The 16,743-nt window shown below is 72.0% G+C and carries 13 protein-coding genes; 6 read left to right on the top strand and 7 right to left on the bottom strand.

Annotated elements, in window-relative coordinates; translation table 11 throughout:
- Positions 1–6: 6 nt before the first annotated feature.
- The 4 genes from VAB18032_RS28000 to VAB18032_RS27985 form a co-directional block, all read right to left on the bottom strand.
- Positions 7–1,608, bottom strand: a complete 1,602-nt coding sequence (locus VAB18032_RS28000) for an acyl-CoA carboxylase subunit beta (RefSeq protein ID WP_013736309.1) — start codon at positions 1,606–1,608, stop codon at positions 7–9.
- On the bottom strand, positions 1,605–3,323 hold the full coding sequence (locus VAB18032_RS27995) for an acyclic terpene utilization AtuA family protein (protein ID WP_013736308.1): 1,719 nt from the start codon (positions 3,321–3,323) through the stop codon (positions 1,605–1,607). Before VAB18032_RS27995 ends, VAB18032_RS28000 begins: the two co-directional genes overlap by 4 nt.
- A 73-nt stretch (positions 3,324–3,396) precedes the next feature.
- Positions 3,397–4,032 carry a TetR/AcrR family transcriptional regulator gene (locus VAB18032_RS27990; protein WP_013736307.1) on the bottom strand — a complete coding sequence of 212 codons (636 nt, stop codon included), beginning with the start codon at positions 4,030–4,032 and terminating at the stop codon, positions 3,397–3,399.
- Between the two features lie 273 nt (positions 4,033–4,305).
- Complete coding sequence (locus VAB18032_RS27985; RefSeq protein WP_013736306.1) at positions 4,306–4,983, bottom strand: Crp/Fnr family transcriptional regulator; 678 nt, start codon at positions 4,981–4,983, stop codon at positions 4,306–4,308.
- A gap of 212 nt (positions 4,984–5,195) precedes the next feature.
- Between VAB18032_RS27985 and VAB18032_RS27980 the strand changes: the two genes are divergently transcribed.
- The 6 genes from VAB18032_RS27980 (at position 5,196) to VAB18032_RS27955 (ending at position 10,542) form a co-directional block, all read left to right on the top strand.
- The gene (locus tag VAB18032_RS27980; RefSeq protein ID WP_013736305.1) at positions 5,196–5,858 is read left to right on the top strand and encodes an adenosylcobinamide amidohydrolase; all 663 of its coding nucleotides are present in this window, start codon (positions 5,196–5,198) and stop codon (positions 5,856–5,858) included.
- Positions 5,859–5,915: 57 nt separating this feature from the next.
- Positions 5,916–7,064: a CapA family protein gene (locus VAB18032_RS27975; protein WP_043722191.1), complete on the top strand. Its 1,149-nt coding sequence runs from the start codon at positions 5,916–5,918 to the stop codon at positions 7,062–7,064.
- 54 nt (positions 7,065–7,118) lie between these two features.
- Positions 7,119–7,928, top strand: a complete 810-nt coding sequence (gene nth, locus VAB18032_RS27970) for an endonuclease III (RefSeq protein ID WP_193386340.1) — start codon at positions 7,119–7,121, stop codon at positions 7,926–7,928.
- Complete coding sequence (locus VAB18032_RS27965; protein ID WP_013736302.1) at positions 7,925–8,578, top strand: TlpA family protein disulfide reductase; 654 nt, start codon at positions 7,925–7,927, stop codon at positions 8,576–8,578. The genes nth and VAB18032_RS27965 overlap by 4 nt, the downstream gene beginning before the upstream one ends.
- Positions 8,579–8,592: 14 nt before the next feature.
- Positions 8,593–9,300: an NUDIX hydrolase gene (locus VAB18032_RS27960; RefSeq protein ID WP_043725946.1), complete on the top strand. Its 708-nt coding sequence runs from the start codon at positions 8,593–8,595 to the stop codon at positions 9,298–9,300.
- 63 nt (positions 9,301–9,363) lie between these two features.
- Entirely contained in the window at positions 9,364–10,542 is a 1,179-nt protein-coding gene (locus VAB18032_RS27955; RefSeq protein WP_013736300.1) for a MarP family serine protease, read from the top strand.
- A gap of 3 nt (positions 10,543–10,545) precedes the next feature.
- Here VAB18032_RS27955 and VAB18032_RS27950 read toward each other — a convergent pair whose 3' ends face one another.
- The 3 genes from VAB18032_RS27950 to VAB18032_RS27940 form a co-directional block, all read right to left on the bottom strand.
- On the bottom strand, positions 10,546–11,265 hold the full coding sequence (locus tag VAB18032_RS27950; protein WP_013736299.1) for a phosphatase PAP2 family protein: 720 nt from the start codon (positions 11,263–11,265) through the stop codon (positions 10,546–10,548).
- 112 nt (positions 11,266–11,377) lie between these two features.
- The gene (mycP, locus tag VAB18032_RS27945; RefSeq protein WP_081476214.1) at positions 11,378–12,688 is read right to left on the bottom strand and encodes a type VII secretion-associated serine protease mycosin; all 1,311 of its coding nucleotides are present in this window, start codon (positions 12,686–12,688) and stop codon (positions 11,378–11,380) included.
- A gap of 86 nt (positions 12,689–12,774) precedes the next feature.
- Positions 12,775–16,725 (bottom strand): type VII secretion protein EccC, encoded by a 3,951-nt coding sequence (locus VAB18032_RS27940; protein ID WP_013736297.1) that lies wholly within the window; start codon positions 16,723–16,725, stop codon positions 12,775–12,777.
- Positions 16,726–16,743 lie beyond the last annotated feature (18 nt).

Here is a 16,743-nt window from a genome sequence, read left to right as displayed (position 1 = left end):
GCCCGCTCACATTCGGAAGACGCCGAAGCCGTCGGCGCCCTTCACCGGTCCGTTGTGGATGGCCGACAGGCAGAGCCCGAGGACGGTACGGGTGTCCCGAGGGTCGATCACCCCGTCGTCGTAGAGCCGGCCGGAGAGGAACAGCGCCCCGGACTGCGACTCGATCTGCTGCTCGACCATCATCCGCATCGCCGCGTCGGAGTCGGCGTCGAACTCTTGGCCCCGGGCGGCGGCGGCCTGCCGGGCCACGATGGACAGCACGCCGGCCAACTGCGCCGGGCCCATCACCGCCGACTTCGCGTTCGGCCAGGTGAACAGGAACCTCGGCTCGTACGCCCGGCCGCACATGCCGTAGTTGCCGGCCCCGTACGAGGCACCCAGGTTGACCGTCAGGTGGGGCACCTTCGAGTTCGACACCGCGTTGATCATCAATGCGCCGTGCTTGATGATGCCGCCCTGCTCGTAGGAGGTGCCGACCATATAGCCGGTGGTGTTCTGCAAGAAGATCAACGGAGTGTCGGTGGCATTGGCGAGCTGAATGAACTGGGCCGCCTTCTGCGCCTCGGCGCTGAACAGCACGCCCCGGGCGTTGGCGAGCACCCCGACCGGGTACCCGTGCAGCTCACCCCAACCGGTGACCAGGGCGGTGCCGTAGGCCGGCTTGAACTCGTCGAACTCGCTGCCGTCGAGCACCCGGGCGAGCACCTCGCGCGGATCGAAGGGCACCCGGAGGTCGGCGCTGACGATGCCGAGCAGCTCCTCCGGGTCGTACTTCGGCGGCTGGGGGTGCGGGTTGCGGGGCGACGGGCCCAGCTTGCGCCAGTTCAACCGGCGTACGCACTGCCGGGCCAGCCGGATGCCGTCCCGCTCGTCGGCGGCGAGGAAGTCGGCCAGGCCACTCGTCGTGGCGTGCATGGCCGCCCCACCAAGGGACTCGTCGTCGGCGTCCTCACCGGTGGCCATCTTCACCAGCGGCGGTCCGGCCAGGTAGACCTGCGACCGATCCCGGATCATGATCGTGTAGTCCGACATGCCGGGCACGTAGGCCCCGCCCGCGGTGGCGTTGCCGAAAACCACGCTGACCGTGGGGATCTTCTCGGCCGAGAGCCGGGTCAGGTCGCGGAACACCCGGCCGCCCGGAATGAAGATCTCCGCCTGGGTGGGCAGATCCGCCCCGGCCGACTCGACCAGGTTCACCATGGGCAGCCGGTTGGCCAGGGCGATCTCACCGGCCCGGCGGGTCTTCGCCAGCGACCACGGGTTCACCGCCCCGCCGCGTACCGTCGGGTCGTTGGCGACGATCAGGCACTCGACGCCCTCGACCACCCCGATGCCGGTCACCACGCTGGCACCGACCGGGAAATCCGTGCCGTACCCGGCGACCGGCGACAGTTCCAGGAACGGGCTGTCCTGGTCCAGCAGCAGCTCGATGCGTTCCCGGGGCAGCAGCTTGCCGCGCCCGTGATGCCGGGCCACGTACTTCTCGCCGCCGCCGGCCCGCGCCTGCTGCACGGTGTCGTCCAGTTCGGCGATGCGCTCCAGCAACGCCTCCCGGTTGGCGCGGAACGCCGCCGAGGTGGGATCGACGGCGGTGTCCAGTGTGCTCACTGTGCTCCCTCCGATGCCGGTCCGGCGGTCAGCTCTGCCGGCAGGTCCACCACCCGGGCGCGCAGCAGTTCGCCCAGCGCCTTGGCCTGCGGGTCGAACCGGGTGGAGGCGGCCACCCCGGCACCCAGCAGCCCCTCGATGACGAAGTTGACCGCCCGCAGGTTGGGCAGCTCGTACCGCTGCACCCGCAGCGCGGCGGTCTCCGGCAGCAACTCGGCCAACCGCTCGACGCTCAGCCAACCGCGCAGCCAGGCCCAGGTCGCGTCCGTACGCGCCCACACCCCGAGGTTCGCGTCGCCACCCTTGTCGCCCGAGCGCGCCCCCACCACCTCCCCCAGCACCCCCCGCCGGGTCGAGTGAAAGGAAGGGCACCTTATTAACGCCTGGTGTTGTATAAGGGGCCCTTCCAAACAGGTCACCGGGGGCGGCGGGATCGACACGCGAGAGCCGTCCGGCAGTACCGCGACGTGCGCGACCGCGCCCTGCGGCACTGTGTCGGCGGTGAAGACCCCGTACGGCGTGGCGTCGCCGGGCAACGTGGTCAGGGTGCAACCCGGATAGGAGGCCAGCGCCAGCTCCACCGCCGCCGCCGAGAAGGCCCGCCCGGCCCGCGACTTGTCACCGTCCCGCAGGTGTACGTGCAACAGCGCGCTCGCCGTCTCGGTGTCCACGGCATCCGGATGATCGGTACGCGCCAGCGTGAACTCCAGCCCGTCCGGGCCGACCGACTCGGTCAACTGCGCCTCGACCAGGGCCGCCTTGGCCGGGATGTCCAGCCCGCAGAGCACGAAGGTCATCGAGTTGCGGAAGCCACCCAGGTTGTTGATGCCGACCTTGAGGGTCTCCGGTGGGGGCGTACCCCGGACTCCGCAGACCCGGACCCGGTCCGGCCCCTCCTGATCCAGGGTCACCGTCTCCAACCGGGTCACCACGTCCGGCCCCAGGTACGCGGGCCCGCCCACCTCGTACAACAGTTGGGCGGTGACGGTCTCGACGGTGACCGCGCCGCCGGTGCCGGGATGCTTGGTCAGCACGGCCGAGCCGTCCGGATGCAGCTCGGCGATCGGGAAGCCCGGCCGGTGCCCGCCGTCGGGCAGTTCGGTGAAGAAGCTGAAGTTGCCCCCGGTCACCTGGGCCCCGCACTCGATCAGGTGCCCGGCGACGGTCGCCCCGGCGAGCGCGTCCAGATCGTCGCGTCCCCAGCCGAAGTGGGCGATGGCCGGGCCGACGGCCAGCGAAGCGTCAGTGACCCGGCCGGTCACCACCACATCGGCCCCACCGTCGAGGCAGGCGGCGATGCCGAACGCCCCCAGGTAGGCGTTGGCGGTCAGGGCGTCCGGCCTGGCGAGAGCGTCGCCCTCGACGTACCCGACCCGTACGGTGAGCCCGAGCCGGTCGGCGAGGGACCGGACGGCTGCGGCCAGCCCCGCCGGGTTCAGCCCACCGGCGTTGGTGACGATCCGTACGCCCCGGTCCAGCGCGGTGCCGAGGGTGCCCTCCAGTTGCCGCAGGAAGGTCTTCGCGTACCCGAGGTCGGGGTCGCGCATCCGGTCCCGGCCCAGGATGAGCATGGTCAATTCGGCCAGGTAGTCCCCGGTCAACACGTCCAACTCGCCGCCGTCGAGCATCTCCTGCCAGGCGGAGAACCGGTCGCCGTAGAAGCCGGAGGCGTTACCGACCCGTAGCACCGCCCCCGCGCCGGTGGCCCGACTCATGCGAGCCGCCCGGTGGCAGCCGGTGTGGTGGGCGGTGCGGGCAGGTCGAGCATGATGCCTCCGGGCGGGATCGTCAGTGCCGCGCGCTCCCCGGCGGGTCGGCAGCGGGGGTGAGCAGGGCGGCGAGCTGATGTTTCCAGGCGTGCAGCAGGGCGGTCCGCCGGGCCGAGTCGTCGCTGAGCAGGTTGGCCACACCCAGCCCACGCAGCAGGTCGAGCGTCGCCTGCACCGCCTCACGTACGCCGGGCCGGCGTTCGTCCACCCCGAGCAGCTCGACGGTCAGCCGGTACATCTCCCGGCCCACCCGGGCCTCCAGCGGCAGCAGCGCGGCGCGTAGTTCGGCGTCGGTGCGGGCGGCCACCCAGAGTTCGAGGGCGGCCACGAACAGCGGCCCGGTGAAGGCGGCGGCGAGCAGGTCGACGACCCGGTCCAGCCGATCTGGGCCGGTCGGCAGGGTCTCGGCCTCGCCGCGCAACTCCGCCGCCCGCCGCTCGGTGAGGTGCACGACGGCGGCGGTGACCAGGGCCGCCCTGGTCGGGTAGTGGTGCAGTTGGGCACCCCGCGAGACGCCCGCCCGTTGAGCCACAACCGTGGTGGTGGTGCCGGACCAGCCATGTTCCACCAGGCAGTCGAGGGTCGCCTCCAGCAGTCGGGCCTGAGTGGCGCGACTGCGTTCCTGTTGAGGGACCCGGGTCGATGCGGTGGACACGCGCACAGCCTGCCGCGCCAGAAACAAACAGTCAAGACTGACTTTTTATAGCTCCTGCGGCTGCCGCGGCCAAAAGGGGGCGTGGACATGGGGCGGATGGTCCAACCGACTGGCCCCGGCCCAGCCCGCGGGCACCGAGGGCTGTCAGGGGGCGAGGGCTGAAGGGGGTCGGGAAAGGGCAGGCACCGAGAACCGGGGAGCGGGTTGGACGTGGAAAAGCGCCACCCGCCCGGTCCGCGGTGGCGGGCCGAGCGGGTGGGTGAGCAGACGGGGTCAGACGCGGGCGCGGCGGGCCAGACGCTCCGGGTCGAGGATGATGATGCTCTTGCCGTCCAGACGCAGCCAGCCGCGCGAGGCGAAGTCGGCCAGGGCCTTGTTGACCGTCTCCCGGGAGGCGCCGACGAGCTGGGCGATCTCCTCCTGGGTGAGGTCGTGGGTGACGCGCAGCACGCCGCCGTCGCGGGTGCCGAAGCGGCCGGCCATCTGGAGCAGGTTCTTGGCGACCCGGCCGGGCACGTCGGTGAAGATCAGGTCGGCCAGGGCGTCGTTGGTCCGGCGCAGTCGGCGGGCGAGCACCCGCAGCAGCTGCTCGGCGATCTCCGGCCGGTTGTTCAGCCAGGGGCGCAGGGCCTGCTTGCGCAGTCGGGCCAGCCGGCTGTCGGTGACCGCGGTGGCGGTCGCCGTACGCGGGCCCGGGTCGAACAGGGACAGCTCGCCCACCATGTCCGACGGTCCCATGACCGCGATCAGGTTCTGCCGGCCGTCCGCCGCGCGGCGACCCACCTTGATCTTGCCGGACAGCAGGATGTAGAGACTGTCGCCGGGCTCGCCCTCGTTGAAGACGACCTCGCCCTTGCGGACCTCGATCGTCTCCATCTCCTTGGCGAGCGCCTCGGCAGCCTCCGGGTCAACGCCCTGGAAGATCCCGCTGCGGGCCAGTACCTCGTCCATCGCGCACACCTCCGGTTGCGCGTGCCGTCTGCTCGGCTGGGACTGCCGTCCGCTGATCCCCTCGCGCGCCGCCCAGTCTAGGCGCACGTGAGCAGTAATCAGAGGTCCACCCCTGGAATCTTGATCGTTGGGTGTAACCCGCCCGTTGCCCACGCCCAGTACGATCGCCGGCCCACCCGATCGGGCGAGGCCGCTGGTCGTAAGGTCACGGCGTGCTGAGCGACCCCCTGCTGACCACTCGTCGTGAGGACGGATGGGACATTCCGCTACTCGTGTGGCGGGCGAGACGACCCCTGCGGGCGGTCAGCAGCGCTCCGCTCGGCGGTGGCATCGGCGTACGGCGGTGGGTGCTGAACGCGACAGTGCCGATGTCGTACGACCGGGAGGACCCCGCCGCCCACCTGGGCGAGATGGCCCGCCGGCTCGGCCTGGACGGACCCGGGGTGGGCCTGCTGACCGGGGTCGACGTGGGCGAGGTGCTGACCCGGGCCGACACCGGGGTGCGGGTGTGGGCCACGGTCGGCCTGGGCATCCCGATCCCCGCGGCGGCGCCGGCGACACCGACCGTCGCCCAGCGGGTCGGCACGGTCAACATCGTGGCCTGGGTGCCGGCCCGGCTCGGCGACGCCGCGCTGGTCAACGCGGTGGCCACGGCCACCGAGGCCAAGGCGCAGGCGATCGCCGAACTCGGCCTGCCGGGCACCGGGACTCCGACCGACGCGGTCACCGTGCTGTGCCCGCCGACCGGGCCGGTCAGCGCGTACGGTGGCCCGCGGTCGGAGTGGGGAGCGCCGCTGGCCCGAGCGGTCCATGCCGCCGTGTTCGCTGTCGGGACCGGCACAGTCGTGCCATGGTCGGATCGGCTCCGGGTCTGAACTCCTCGACCGATCGGCCGTCGTGATCCGGTTTTCGGCCCGGTAGGGTCGCCCACGATGTATGCTCCCGCCCCCCTTGCGTCCCGCCGTCGCCGTCCTGCCCTGGCCGTGCTCGGCGGGCTGCTCGCCGCGCTCCTGCTCGCCGGTTGTGCCGAAGCCACCGGAGGGCCGGTCTGGCAACCCGGTGCGGGCGGTGGCGGCACCGGGGCCCCCGTCGAGTCGCCGACGCCGAAGGTCAAGAAGATCTCGCTCTCGGCCACCGGCGACATCGTGATGGCGATGGCCCCCAACCGGCTGCCGCCGAACAACGGCAAGGGCTTCTTCGACTCGGTGAAGAAGGCGCTCGCCGCCGACCTGGTGATGGGCAACCTGGAAGAGCCGTTGACCGTGGACACGGGGGCCGGCAAGTGCGGGGCGGACTCGACCCGCTGCTTTCAGTTCCGGGCCCCGCCGGAGTACGCCGCACACCTCGCCGACGCCGGGTTCGACCTGCTCAACCAGGCCAACAACCACGGCTACGACTTCGGCGAGAAGGGGTACGAGAACACCCAGAAGGCGCTGGAGGAGCACGGGCTGGAGCACACCGGCGCCCCCGACCAGATCACCGTGGTGGAGGTCAAGGGCGTCAAGGTCGCGGTGGCCGGATTCTCGTCGTACCGCTGGTCGAACAGCCTCACCGACATCCCGGCCGCGAAGAAGGTGATCGCGAAGGCCGCCACCATGGCCGACATCGTGGTGGTGCAGGTGCACATGGGTGCCGAGGGTGCGGAGATGACCCGGGTACGACCGGGCACCGAGATGTTCCTCGGCGAGAACCGGGGTGACCCGATCAAGTTCTCCCGAGCCATGATCGATTCCGGGGCCGACCTGGTGGTCGGGCACGGTCCGCACGTGCTGCGCGGCATGGAGTTCTACAAGGGCCGGCTGATCGCGTACAGCCTGGGCAACTTCGCCGGTGGCGGCAACTCGCTGAGCAACACCGGGCGACTCGGCTGGGGCGGGGTGCTGAAGGTGTCGCTGGAGGAGGACGGCACCTGGGCGGGCGGCTCGTTCGTGTCGACGTACATGGACGGGGTTCGCAAGCCGGTGGTGGATCCCGACGACCGCGGCCTCGGGCTGCTGAAGGAAGTCACCAAGCTCGACTTCCCGGAGACCGGCGCCAGGTTCACCGACTCCGGCAAGATCAGCCCGCCCGCCGCGGGCTGAGTCACCCGCCGCTCGACGAGGGCTGAGCCACCCGGCGTACGCGTGCCCGTCGCCGTGTCGGCGGGGCGACGTAGGCTGGCCGTCGTGACCAGAAGTGCCACCGAGACCGACCTCGGGCGTACCCGACGGGCGCGGCGGATCGGCCGCGTGCTGACCGAGACGCACCCCGACGCGCACTGTGAGCTCAACCACACCAGCCCGCTGGAGCTGGCCGTCGCCACCATCCTGTCGGCCCAGTGCACGGACAAGAAGGTCAACGAGGTCACTCCGAAGCTCTTCGCCCGCTATCCGCGCGCCGCCGACTACGCCGGGGCGGACCGGGCCGAGATGGAGGAGTTGATCCGGCCCACCGGGTTCTACCGCAACAAGACCAACTCGCTGATCCAGCTCGGTCAGGCGTTGGTGCAGCGCTACGACGGCCAGGTGCCCGGCCGGTTGGCCGACCTGGTGACGCTGCCCGGGATCGGCCGCAAGACCGCGAACGTCATCCTCGGCAACGCCTTCGACGTGCCCGGCATCACCGTCGACACCCACTTCCAGCGGCTGGTGCACCGCTGGGGGCTCACCTCGGAGACCGACCCGGTCAAGATCGAGCACGCGATCGGGGCGATGTTCCCGAAGCGCGACTGGACCATGCTGTCGCACCGGATCATCTTCCACGGCCGGCGGGTCTGCCACGCCCGCAAACCGGCCTGCGGAGCGTGCACGTTGACGAAGCTCTGCCCGTCGTACGGCACCGGGCCCACCGAGCCGGCCGCCGCCGCGAAGCTGCTCAAGGGCCCCCGCGCCCGTGACCTCGCGGTCGCCGCCGGGGTCGATCCGGAGCTGGTGCCGGTGCAGGCGGTCCGGGCGGAGGCACCGTGATCCGTCGGCTCGCCCTGCTCACCGTGCCGCTGCTGCTGGCCGCCACCGCCGCCTGCACCGCCGAGAGCGAGACGCCCACACCCGCCCGGCAGGACCCGGCCGCCAGCCGCCCGTCGCCGTTCGCCGACTGCGCCGCGCTGACCAGCGCCCCGGACGGCTCACGCGACGACGGTGCGCCGGACGGCTCGGCCGACGACCGCCCGGCCGGCGACACCGGCAGCGGCGGCAGTCAGCTGCCCGAGCTGTCGCTGACCTGCTTCACCGGCGGCGCACCGGTCGCCCTGCGGGAGGTACGCGGCCCAGCAGTGATCAACATCTGGGCCTCCTGGTGCCCGCCCTGCCGCAAGGAACTGCCCGCCTTCCAACGGCTCAGCGAACGCGCCGAAGGGCAGCTCCGGGTCATCGGGGTCAACACCCAGGACAGCCGCAGCGCCGCCCAGTCCATCGGCGAGGACTTCGGCGTACGGTTCCCGATGCTTGTCGACCAGGGGCAGGCGATGCAGCGGGCCCTGCGCCGCAACGCGTTCCCGATGACCCTGTTCCTGACCGCCGACGGGCAGATCCGGCACATCGACACCTCGGGCGCGCTGGACGACGCCCAGCTCACCGAGCTCGTTGCGCAGCACCTCGACATCACGGTCGGAGCGTGATCGGGGGTGGCGCGATGAGTCAGCCACCGGAGACGGCCCGGCGCGCGCCGGCCTGGCTGCAACCACTGCTGGCCCGCCTCGGCACCGCCCGCATCGAGGACTTCACCCAGCTGCGTACGCCGGAGCACGGCGGCCGGGAAAGCGCCGTGCTGGTGCTGCTCGGCGAGGGTGAGACCGGGCCGGACGTGCTGATCCTCCAACGGGCCGCGACACTGCGCAACCACGCCGGCCAGCCCGCTTTTCCCGGCGGCGCCGCCGACCCGGAGGACGCCGACGCCGCCGCGACCGCACTGCGGGAGGCCAACGAGGAGGTCGGGCTCGACGTCAGCAGCGTGACCCTGCTGACCGAACTGCCCCGACTCTGGATCCCGGTCAGCGACTTCGTGGTCACGCCGGTGCTCGCCTGGTGGCACGCCCCGCACCCGGTGCACGCGCGGGAGCCGGCAGAGGTGGCCCACGTCGCCCGGCTGCCCGTCGCCGAACTGGTCGACCCGGAGAACCGGATGCAGGTACGCCACCCGAGCGGCTGGATCGGCCCGGCGTTCTCCGTACGCGGGATGCTGGTCTGGGGGTTCACCGCGGGGGTGCTGTCGGGCCTGCTGGACATGGGCGGGTGGAGCCGGCCGTGGTTCCTCGACCGGGTGATCGACCTGCCGCCGACCGAGGCGATGCCCGCCCCCTCGGCCGGCACCGACGACGTCGACGAGAGCGCGATGCGCTGACCTGACGGTCACCTTCCGCTAGCGATCGTCATTCCGCGAGCCGCCGGCCCGTACGCTTGAGCCGTGTCGGCCGTGGATCTCGTCCTGCTGTTACTCATGCTCGTGTTCGCGATCAGCGGATACCGACAGGGGTTCGTCATCGGGGTGCTGTCGTTCTCCGGGTTCTTCCTGGGCGCCCTGATCGGGCTCCAGATCGGGCCGATGTTCGCCCAGCAGTTCGTCGACAGCGGCACCCGGGTGCTGATCTCGCTGGCCGCCATCTTCGGACTGGCCGTGATCGGTCAGGCGCTCGCCGGCTGGCTCGGCTCGCACCTGCGCCGCACCATCAACAATGACGTGGCCCGCCGGGTCGACGACGTCGGCGGCGCGTTCGTCTCGCTCTTCGCGGTGCTGCTGGTGGCCTGGCTCGTCGCGGTGCCGCTCGGCTCCTCGTCGCTGCCCTGGCTGGCTGCCTCGGTGCGCAGCAGCGCCCTGCTCAACGTGGTCGACCGGGTGCTGCCCGACCAGGCACAGCAACTTTCCACCGCGCTGCGCGACACCGTCGACACGAACGGGTTCCCGGACGTCTTCGACGGCCTGCGGCGTACCCAGGCTCGGCAGGTCGAGCCGCCCGACCCGGCGCTGGCCGGCTCCGAGGTGGTGGCCAGCGGTCAACGGTCCGTGGTCAAGGTGCTCGGTTCCGCACCGAGCTGCTCGCGCCGCATCGAGGGCTCCGGCTTCGTGTACGCCGACGACCGGGTGATGACAAACGCGCACGTGGTCGCCGGCACCCGTTCGGTTGCGGTGGAACTGCGCGGCGAGCGGTACGAGGGTGAAGTCGTCGTCTACGACCCGAACCGCGACCTGGCCGTGCTGTACGTGCCCGGGCTGCCCGGCCCCTCCATGCGGTTCGCCGCCGGCAACGCGTCCACCGGCGCGGACGCCATCGTGCTCGGGTTTCCGCTGGACGGGCCGTACAACGCGCAGTCGGCGCGGGTCCGCGACGTGGACCGGATCACCGGGCCGGACATCTACTCCTCGGGCAACGTGACCCGGGAGATCATCACGATCCGGGCGCTGGTGCGCAGTGGCAACTCCGGCGGCCCTCTGGTCTCCTCGAACGGGCTGGTCCTCGGGGTGATCTTCGCGGCGGCGGCGGACGACCCGAACACCGGCTTCGCGGTGACCGCCGCCGAGGCCCGCCCGGTGGCCCTGGAGGGCGCGCAGCGTACCCGGGGTGTCGACACCGGTGAGTGCACCTGACGCTCAACGGTGCGGTGCCGGACTTCGCCGGTGCGACGCTGCCCGGGGCCACACGCCCAGGGCGGTGGTGGTGGCGATGACCACCGCCAACCCGAGCAGCCAGCCGGCCAGCACGTCACTGCTCCAGTGCACGCCGAGCGCGACCCGGCTGAAGCCGGTGACCAGGGCGATCAACAGCGCGCCGAGCCAGACCGCCGCCTGGACACCCGGCCCGGCCCCGGTCGCGGGCTGACCGGCCCGGGCCGGCGTGGACGGCCGAGGTAGGAACACCACCACGAGGACCCCGGCGGCGAGCATCGCGTTCAGCGCGTGCCCGGACGGGAAGGCCAGGCCGGGCGCCTCCGCCACGGGGTCGGGAAGTTCCGGTCGTGCCCGGCCGACCAGCAGCTTCAACAGCGGCCCGAGCAGACCGCCGACCACCATGGTGGTGACGACCCAGACCGTGAGCCGTCGAGCGCCGCGGCGGGCCAGCCAGAGCACCAGGAACAGCGCCGCGACGCGCAGCGGCATCGGTGCGAAGGCGTCGGTCCACACGCTCATCACCCGGACCCAGATCGGATGGGCGACGGCGTACCCGTGCAGGTGCTCGGTCACCGTCACGTCCAGCCGGTGCAGCGGTGCCCAACCACCCAGCACCAACCCGGCGAGCAGGGCGAACGGCAGGAACGTCAGCAGGCTGACCGCAGGCGTACGGCCCGACGGTGTCGCGCCCGCCGCAGGCATCCGCTGCTGTCGCCCTGAGGTAGGCGGGAGAATACGCCGATCGCTGCCCACGGCGATCGTTCTACCCGCACCACCGGGTCCGCTACCGGAGATCGGACGAATTCGTCGACGGTCAGCGGTGCGACTGCCGGAACCGACGCACCATGAGCAGGGCGCCGGTGACCAGGGCGACGAGGATCGCCGAGCCGATCCAGAGCCGATCCGTGCCGCTGCTGTCCTGCGCGCCCGCCGCCCGGGCCCGCCAGCGGGTCTCCTGCTGCGGCGCGGTGAAGCCGAGGTGATCGGCGTCCGGGTCCGGGGTGGGGACCGAGCCCGGCGCCGGGCCGAACCCGCTGATCCCCGGTGCCTCGTTGTCGTCCAACGGGTTGTGCTGCACCAGCGGCACATCCGCGGTCAGCGCCGCGATCGGGTCCACCAGGCCGTAGCCGAACCGGTCGTCGCGGCCGGTGGGACCGATGTCCTTGGCGGTGACCAGCAGACGGTTCACCACGTCGCCGGCGGACATCTGCGGATAGCGGGCCCGGACCAGGGCGGCGGTGGCGGCGACCAGTGGCGCGGCGAAGCTGGTGCCCTGCACCCGCCAGTAGCCGGCGGGGGACCGTGCGCCGACGAGACCGCTGGCGGGCGCGGTCAGTACGGTGGCCCGGCCGGTGATCGCGCCGCTCCACAGGTTGTTGCTGGACCGTTCCAGGCCGGAAACCGCGATCACGCCCGGCTCCCGGGCCGGGTACCACACCTTCGCGTCGGGTGAGGTGGCCAGATTGCCGGTGCAGGCGACGACCACCACGTCCCGGGCGAAGGCGTAGTCGATGGCGGCGGCCAGCGCCGGGCTGTCCCCGCTGCCACCGAGCGACAGGTTGATGACCTGAGCGCCGTTGTCGACCGCCCATCGCACACCCTGGGCGACGATCAGGGCGTCGTCGTAGCGGTTCTCCTCGTCGAGCACCCGTACCGGCAGGATCCGGGCGTCCGGGGCCAGCCCCACCACACCCTGGCGGTCGTCGTTTCGCCCGGCGATCAGGCCCGCCACGGTGGTGCCGTGCCCGACCGGATCCGGCTCGGCCGCCCCGTCCGGCGAGACCAGGTCGATGCCGGGCAGTACCCGCCCGGCCAGATCCGGGTGCGAACCGTCCACGCCGGAATCGATCACGGCGACTGTCACGCCCCGGCCGGTCGACGTACGCCAGGCGATCCGGGCACCGAGCTTGTCGAGCTGCCACTGCTCGTCGCGGATCTGGTCGGCACGGTCGGTCACGTCGCCGGGCGCGTACGCCACCGGCACGGTGACTGTCGGGTTCGCCGGTACGGCGGCAGCCGGCACCGCCGCGACGACAGCCGACACGGCGGTGGCAGCCGTCGCGAGCAGCGCCCGGCCGGTCAGCCGTCGAGGCCCCGGCGGGCGACCGTGCCGCACCCTTGTCACATTCTCAGCCGTTCGGTCGCAGCAGACATGACGATCGGAGATTACCGGTTCCGTCCCGTTTCCAGGCACGTTCGCGAGACTCGACGTCACTGTGGCGGCAAGTACGCCAGTTGGACCAGCCGTACGCCCTCCCGCCGGGTGAACAACCGGCCACGCCCGGCGGGCAACGGACCGGGGCGGACCGGGCCGACCAGGGCACCTTCGTCGGGGCTGCCCGACATCACCAGGCCCGAGGTGGACAGTTCACGCAGCCGTTGGACGATCGGCTCGTACTGTGCCCGGCCGGCGCCACCGCAGCGACGGACCAGCACCAGGTGCAACCCGACGTCACGGGCGTGCGGCAGATGCTCCTCAAGTGACCGCAGCGGGTTCGCCGGCCCGCTGGCCACCAGGTCGTAGTCGTCGACGAGGACGAACAGCTCCGGGCCGGTCCACCACGACCGGTCCCGCAACTGGGCCGGCCCGACATCGGGGCCGGGAATCCGGCCCTGCATGTAACCGGCGGCGGATTCGACCAGGTCGCTGGTGTGTGCGGCGGTGGTGCCGTACCCGATCAGGTGGGGTTCCTCGATGACGCCGAGCAGGCTGCGCCGGTAGTCGACCAGGATCACCCGGGCCTGCTCCGGCGTGAACCGGCTGACGATCGTGCTGGCCAGGGCGCGCAGGAACGACGACTTGCCGCATTCGGCGTCGCCGTAGACCACGAAGTGCGGCTCGGTGGTGAAGTCGAGCAGGACCGGGCGCAGGTCCGCCTCGGCGATCCCGATCGGGATGCGCAACCCGGTGGCGGCGTCGCGATCCAGATCGGCGTACGGCAGCACCGCCGGCAGCAGCCGCACCGGGGGAGCGGACGGCCCCGACCAGGCACCGTCGATCTGCTTCACAAGTGCGGCGGTGTCGGAGCCGATGGACTGGGGCAACGCGACGAGGAAGTGCAGACTCGCGGCGGTGATGCCGCGCCCCGGCGTCTGCTCCGGCACGTCCGCCGCCGCGCGCCGGGCGACGAGCGAGTCGGACGGATCACCGAGCCGCAACTCCAGGCGGGATCCGAACAGGTCCCGGATGGCGGGGCGGAAGTCCAGCCAGCGCACCGCGGTCGCCACCACGTGCAGCCCGTACGACAGGCCCCGGGTGGCGAGATCGGTGATCAGTGGTTCCAGGTCGTCGTACTCGCCGCGCAGGGTCGCCCAGCCGTCGACGACGAGGAAGACGTCACCGAACCGATCGCTCTCGGCCGACCCGCCGGCGAGTCGGGTGGCACGCCGCTGCCGCCAGGCGGCCACCGACTCGACCCCGGATTCGGCGAAGGCGTGTTCCCGCTCCGCCAGCAGGGTGGCCATCTCACCCACGGTGCGTCGTACGCCTGTCGGATCGGCCCGCCCGACCACCCCACCGACGTGCGGCAGGTCGCGTACCGCCGCCAACCCACCACCGCCGAAGTCGAGACAGTAGACCTGCACCTCGGCCGGGGTGTGGGTGAGCGCCAGCGCGCAGATCAGCGTACGGAGTGCGGTGGACTTGCCGCTCTGCGTGCCGCCGACCACCGCGACGTGGCCGGCCGCGCCGTCCAGCGCCAACCAGAGCAGGTCACGACGTTGCTCGTACGGCTTGTCGACCACCGCCACCGGCACCTGGAGGGCGCCGTGCAACTCCGGATTGCCGAAGGTCAGGCCCCGGACGGGATCGATCGTGAGCGGCCCGACCAGTTCGTCCAGCGCGGGGGCACCGTCCAGCGGTGGCAGCCACACCTGGTGGGCCGGTGGACCCTGCCCGGCGAGCCGGCCGATCAGCAGGTCGAGCAGGGTCTGACCGGTCTCCTCGTCCGGCTCTGCGGTGATGGCCGGGACGGGCGGCTGCGCAACCGGCGTGAAGTGGGTGGAGAAGGTGAGCAGCCGGGGCCGGTCCGGACCTGCCGCCGAGGCCGACGCTCCCCGCCGCCGGACCGGCCCGGAGACGTACGCGGCCTTGAACCGCAGCAACGGCTCGGTGCCGAAGCGCAGATAACCGTGCCCCGGCGTACGGGGCAGTTCGTAGGCGTCCGGCACCCCGAGCACGGTGCGCGACTCCAGCGAGGAGAAGGTCCGCAGACCGATCCGGTACGACAGGTGGGTGTCCAGCCCGCGCAGCCGTCCCTCCTCCAACCGCTGGCTGGCGAGCAGCAGGTGCACACCGAGGGAACGGCCCAACCGGCCGATCTGGACGAAGAGGTCGATGAAATCGGGCTTGGCGGAGAGCAGTTCGGAGAACTCGTCACAGATCAACAGCAGCGACGGCAGCGGGGCCAGCGGACTGCCCGACGCCCGCGCCCGTTCGTAGTCGCGCAGGCTGGCGAAGTTACCGGCCCGCCGCAGCAGCTCCTGTCGGCGGACCAGTTCGCCGTTGATCGCGTCGACCATGCGGTCCACCAGCGGCAGCGCGTCCGCCAGGTTGGTGATCACCGCCGCGGTGTGCGGCAGCCGGTCGAACGAGGCGAACGTCGCGCCGCCCTTGAAGTCGACGAGTACGAAGTTGAGCTGCTCCGACGAGTGGGTGGCGGCGAGCCCGAGCACCAACGTACGCAGCAACTCGGACTTGCCCGAGCCGGTGGCGCCGATGAGCAGGCCGTGCGGGCCCATCCCGTCCTGCGCCGACTCCTTCAGGTCCAACTCGACCGCGCCGCCGTCGACGCCGACGCCGAGCGGCACCCGCAGACGCTCGCGGGCCGACCGAGGGGCCCAACCCTGCTCGGCGGTGAAGCCCGCCGGGTCGCCGAGGCCGAGCAACTCCGGCAGACCCGGCTCGACACCGGGCACCGCATCCTTGCCACCGGTGGCGGCGGCCAGCCGTAACGGTGCCAGCCGACGGGCCACCGCCTCGGCCTCGACGATGCTCAAGGCGTCGGCGGTGCCGACCTCGGCGGCCTCGTCCGCCGAGTGGGAGTGCAGCCGGCCATCGCGCAGCTCCAGCAGCAGCGCGAACCGGTCGAGCAGCCGAGGTGGCGGAGTGTCCAGATCGATCAGGCTGACCCCGTCGATGCCACCGTCGCCCGCCAGTTCGGTGGCACCGGTGAGGTCGCCGCCGTCCAGCACGACCACCAGGTGGGGCCCGTCCGTGGCGGGCCCGGCCGGGCTGAACCGAGGCCGGCTGACCAGCACCTCGTCGAGCAGACGCTCCAGTTCCACCGCCGAACTGGTCACCAGGCGTATCGGGCCGAGGGCGTCGCTGCGCGTCGGGTGCTGGGCGTGCGGCAGCCACTTGGTCCATTCCCAGCGGTCGCGCCGTTCCGGCCCGGCGCAGACGGCGACGAGGAGTTCGTCCGGGGCGTGGAAGACCGCGAGTTGGGTGAGCATCGCCCGGACCAGCGCCTGCGCGGCCGGCGAGCCGGTGTTCCCGGCCGGCGTGCCCCGGACGAACACGCGGGCGAAACTGCGCAGCGACAGCGCCACCGGCAGATCGGGCACCACCGAGTACGCGTCGAGGAACCGGCGCAGCGCGCCCGCCGTCATCGGCTCCAACTCCTCCAACGGGCGGGTGACCGGCGGGATCAGCGGCGTGGCCAGGGTCTGCGGCCCGACCGCGACCCGGACCACGGCGAAGTCCGGGTCGGTGGGGCGGCGTTCCCACACCCGGTGGCTGTCCACCGTCGACCAGAGCAGCCCCGGGTCCGGGTGCCGGTAGCAGAGCCCGGTGCGCTGCCGCGCCGCAGCCTGCCGCACCTGCCGCCGCAACGTCGCCAGGTGCCGCAGGTACTCCCGACGGGCCGCCATCATCTCGGACTTGCGTGGGCTGCCCGAGGCGCTGCCCCAGCTGGTGACCAGCATGGCCAGCGAGGAGAGTCCGAACATGGCCCCCACCACGTACGAGTAGGCGCCGCCGCCCCGGCCGAACATCATGGCCATGGCGATGGTGCCGCCGAGCATCGGCAGCACCATCAACATCTGGTGCCAACGTCCACCGGTGACGGCGGGTATCTCCGGTGGCGCTTCGACCGGCAGTTCACCGACCGGGATCTGCGGTGCCGGACGCCGGGGTGGCCGCCGGATGACGACAGTGGACACGCGACCTCCTGACCGCGC

It is taken from the genome of Micromonospora maris AB-18-032 (assembly GCF_000204155.1).
GTDB lineage: Bacteria > Actinomycetota > Actinomycetes > Mycobacteriales > Micromonosporaceae > Micromonospora > Micromonospora gifhornensis.
The sequence above is the reverse complement of the archived record's forward strand: the minus strand, read 5'-3'. Positions and strand labels throughout refer to the sequence as shown.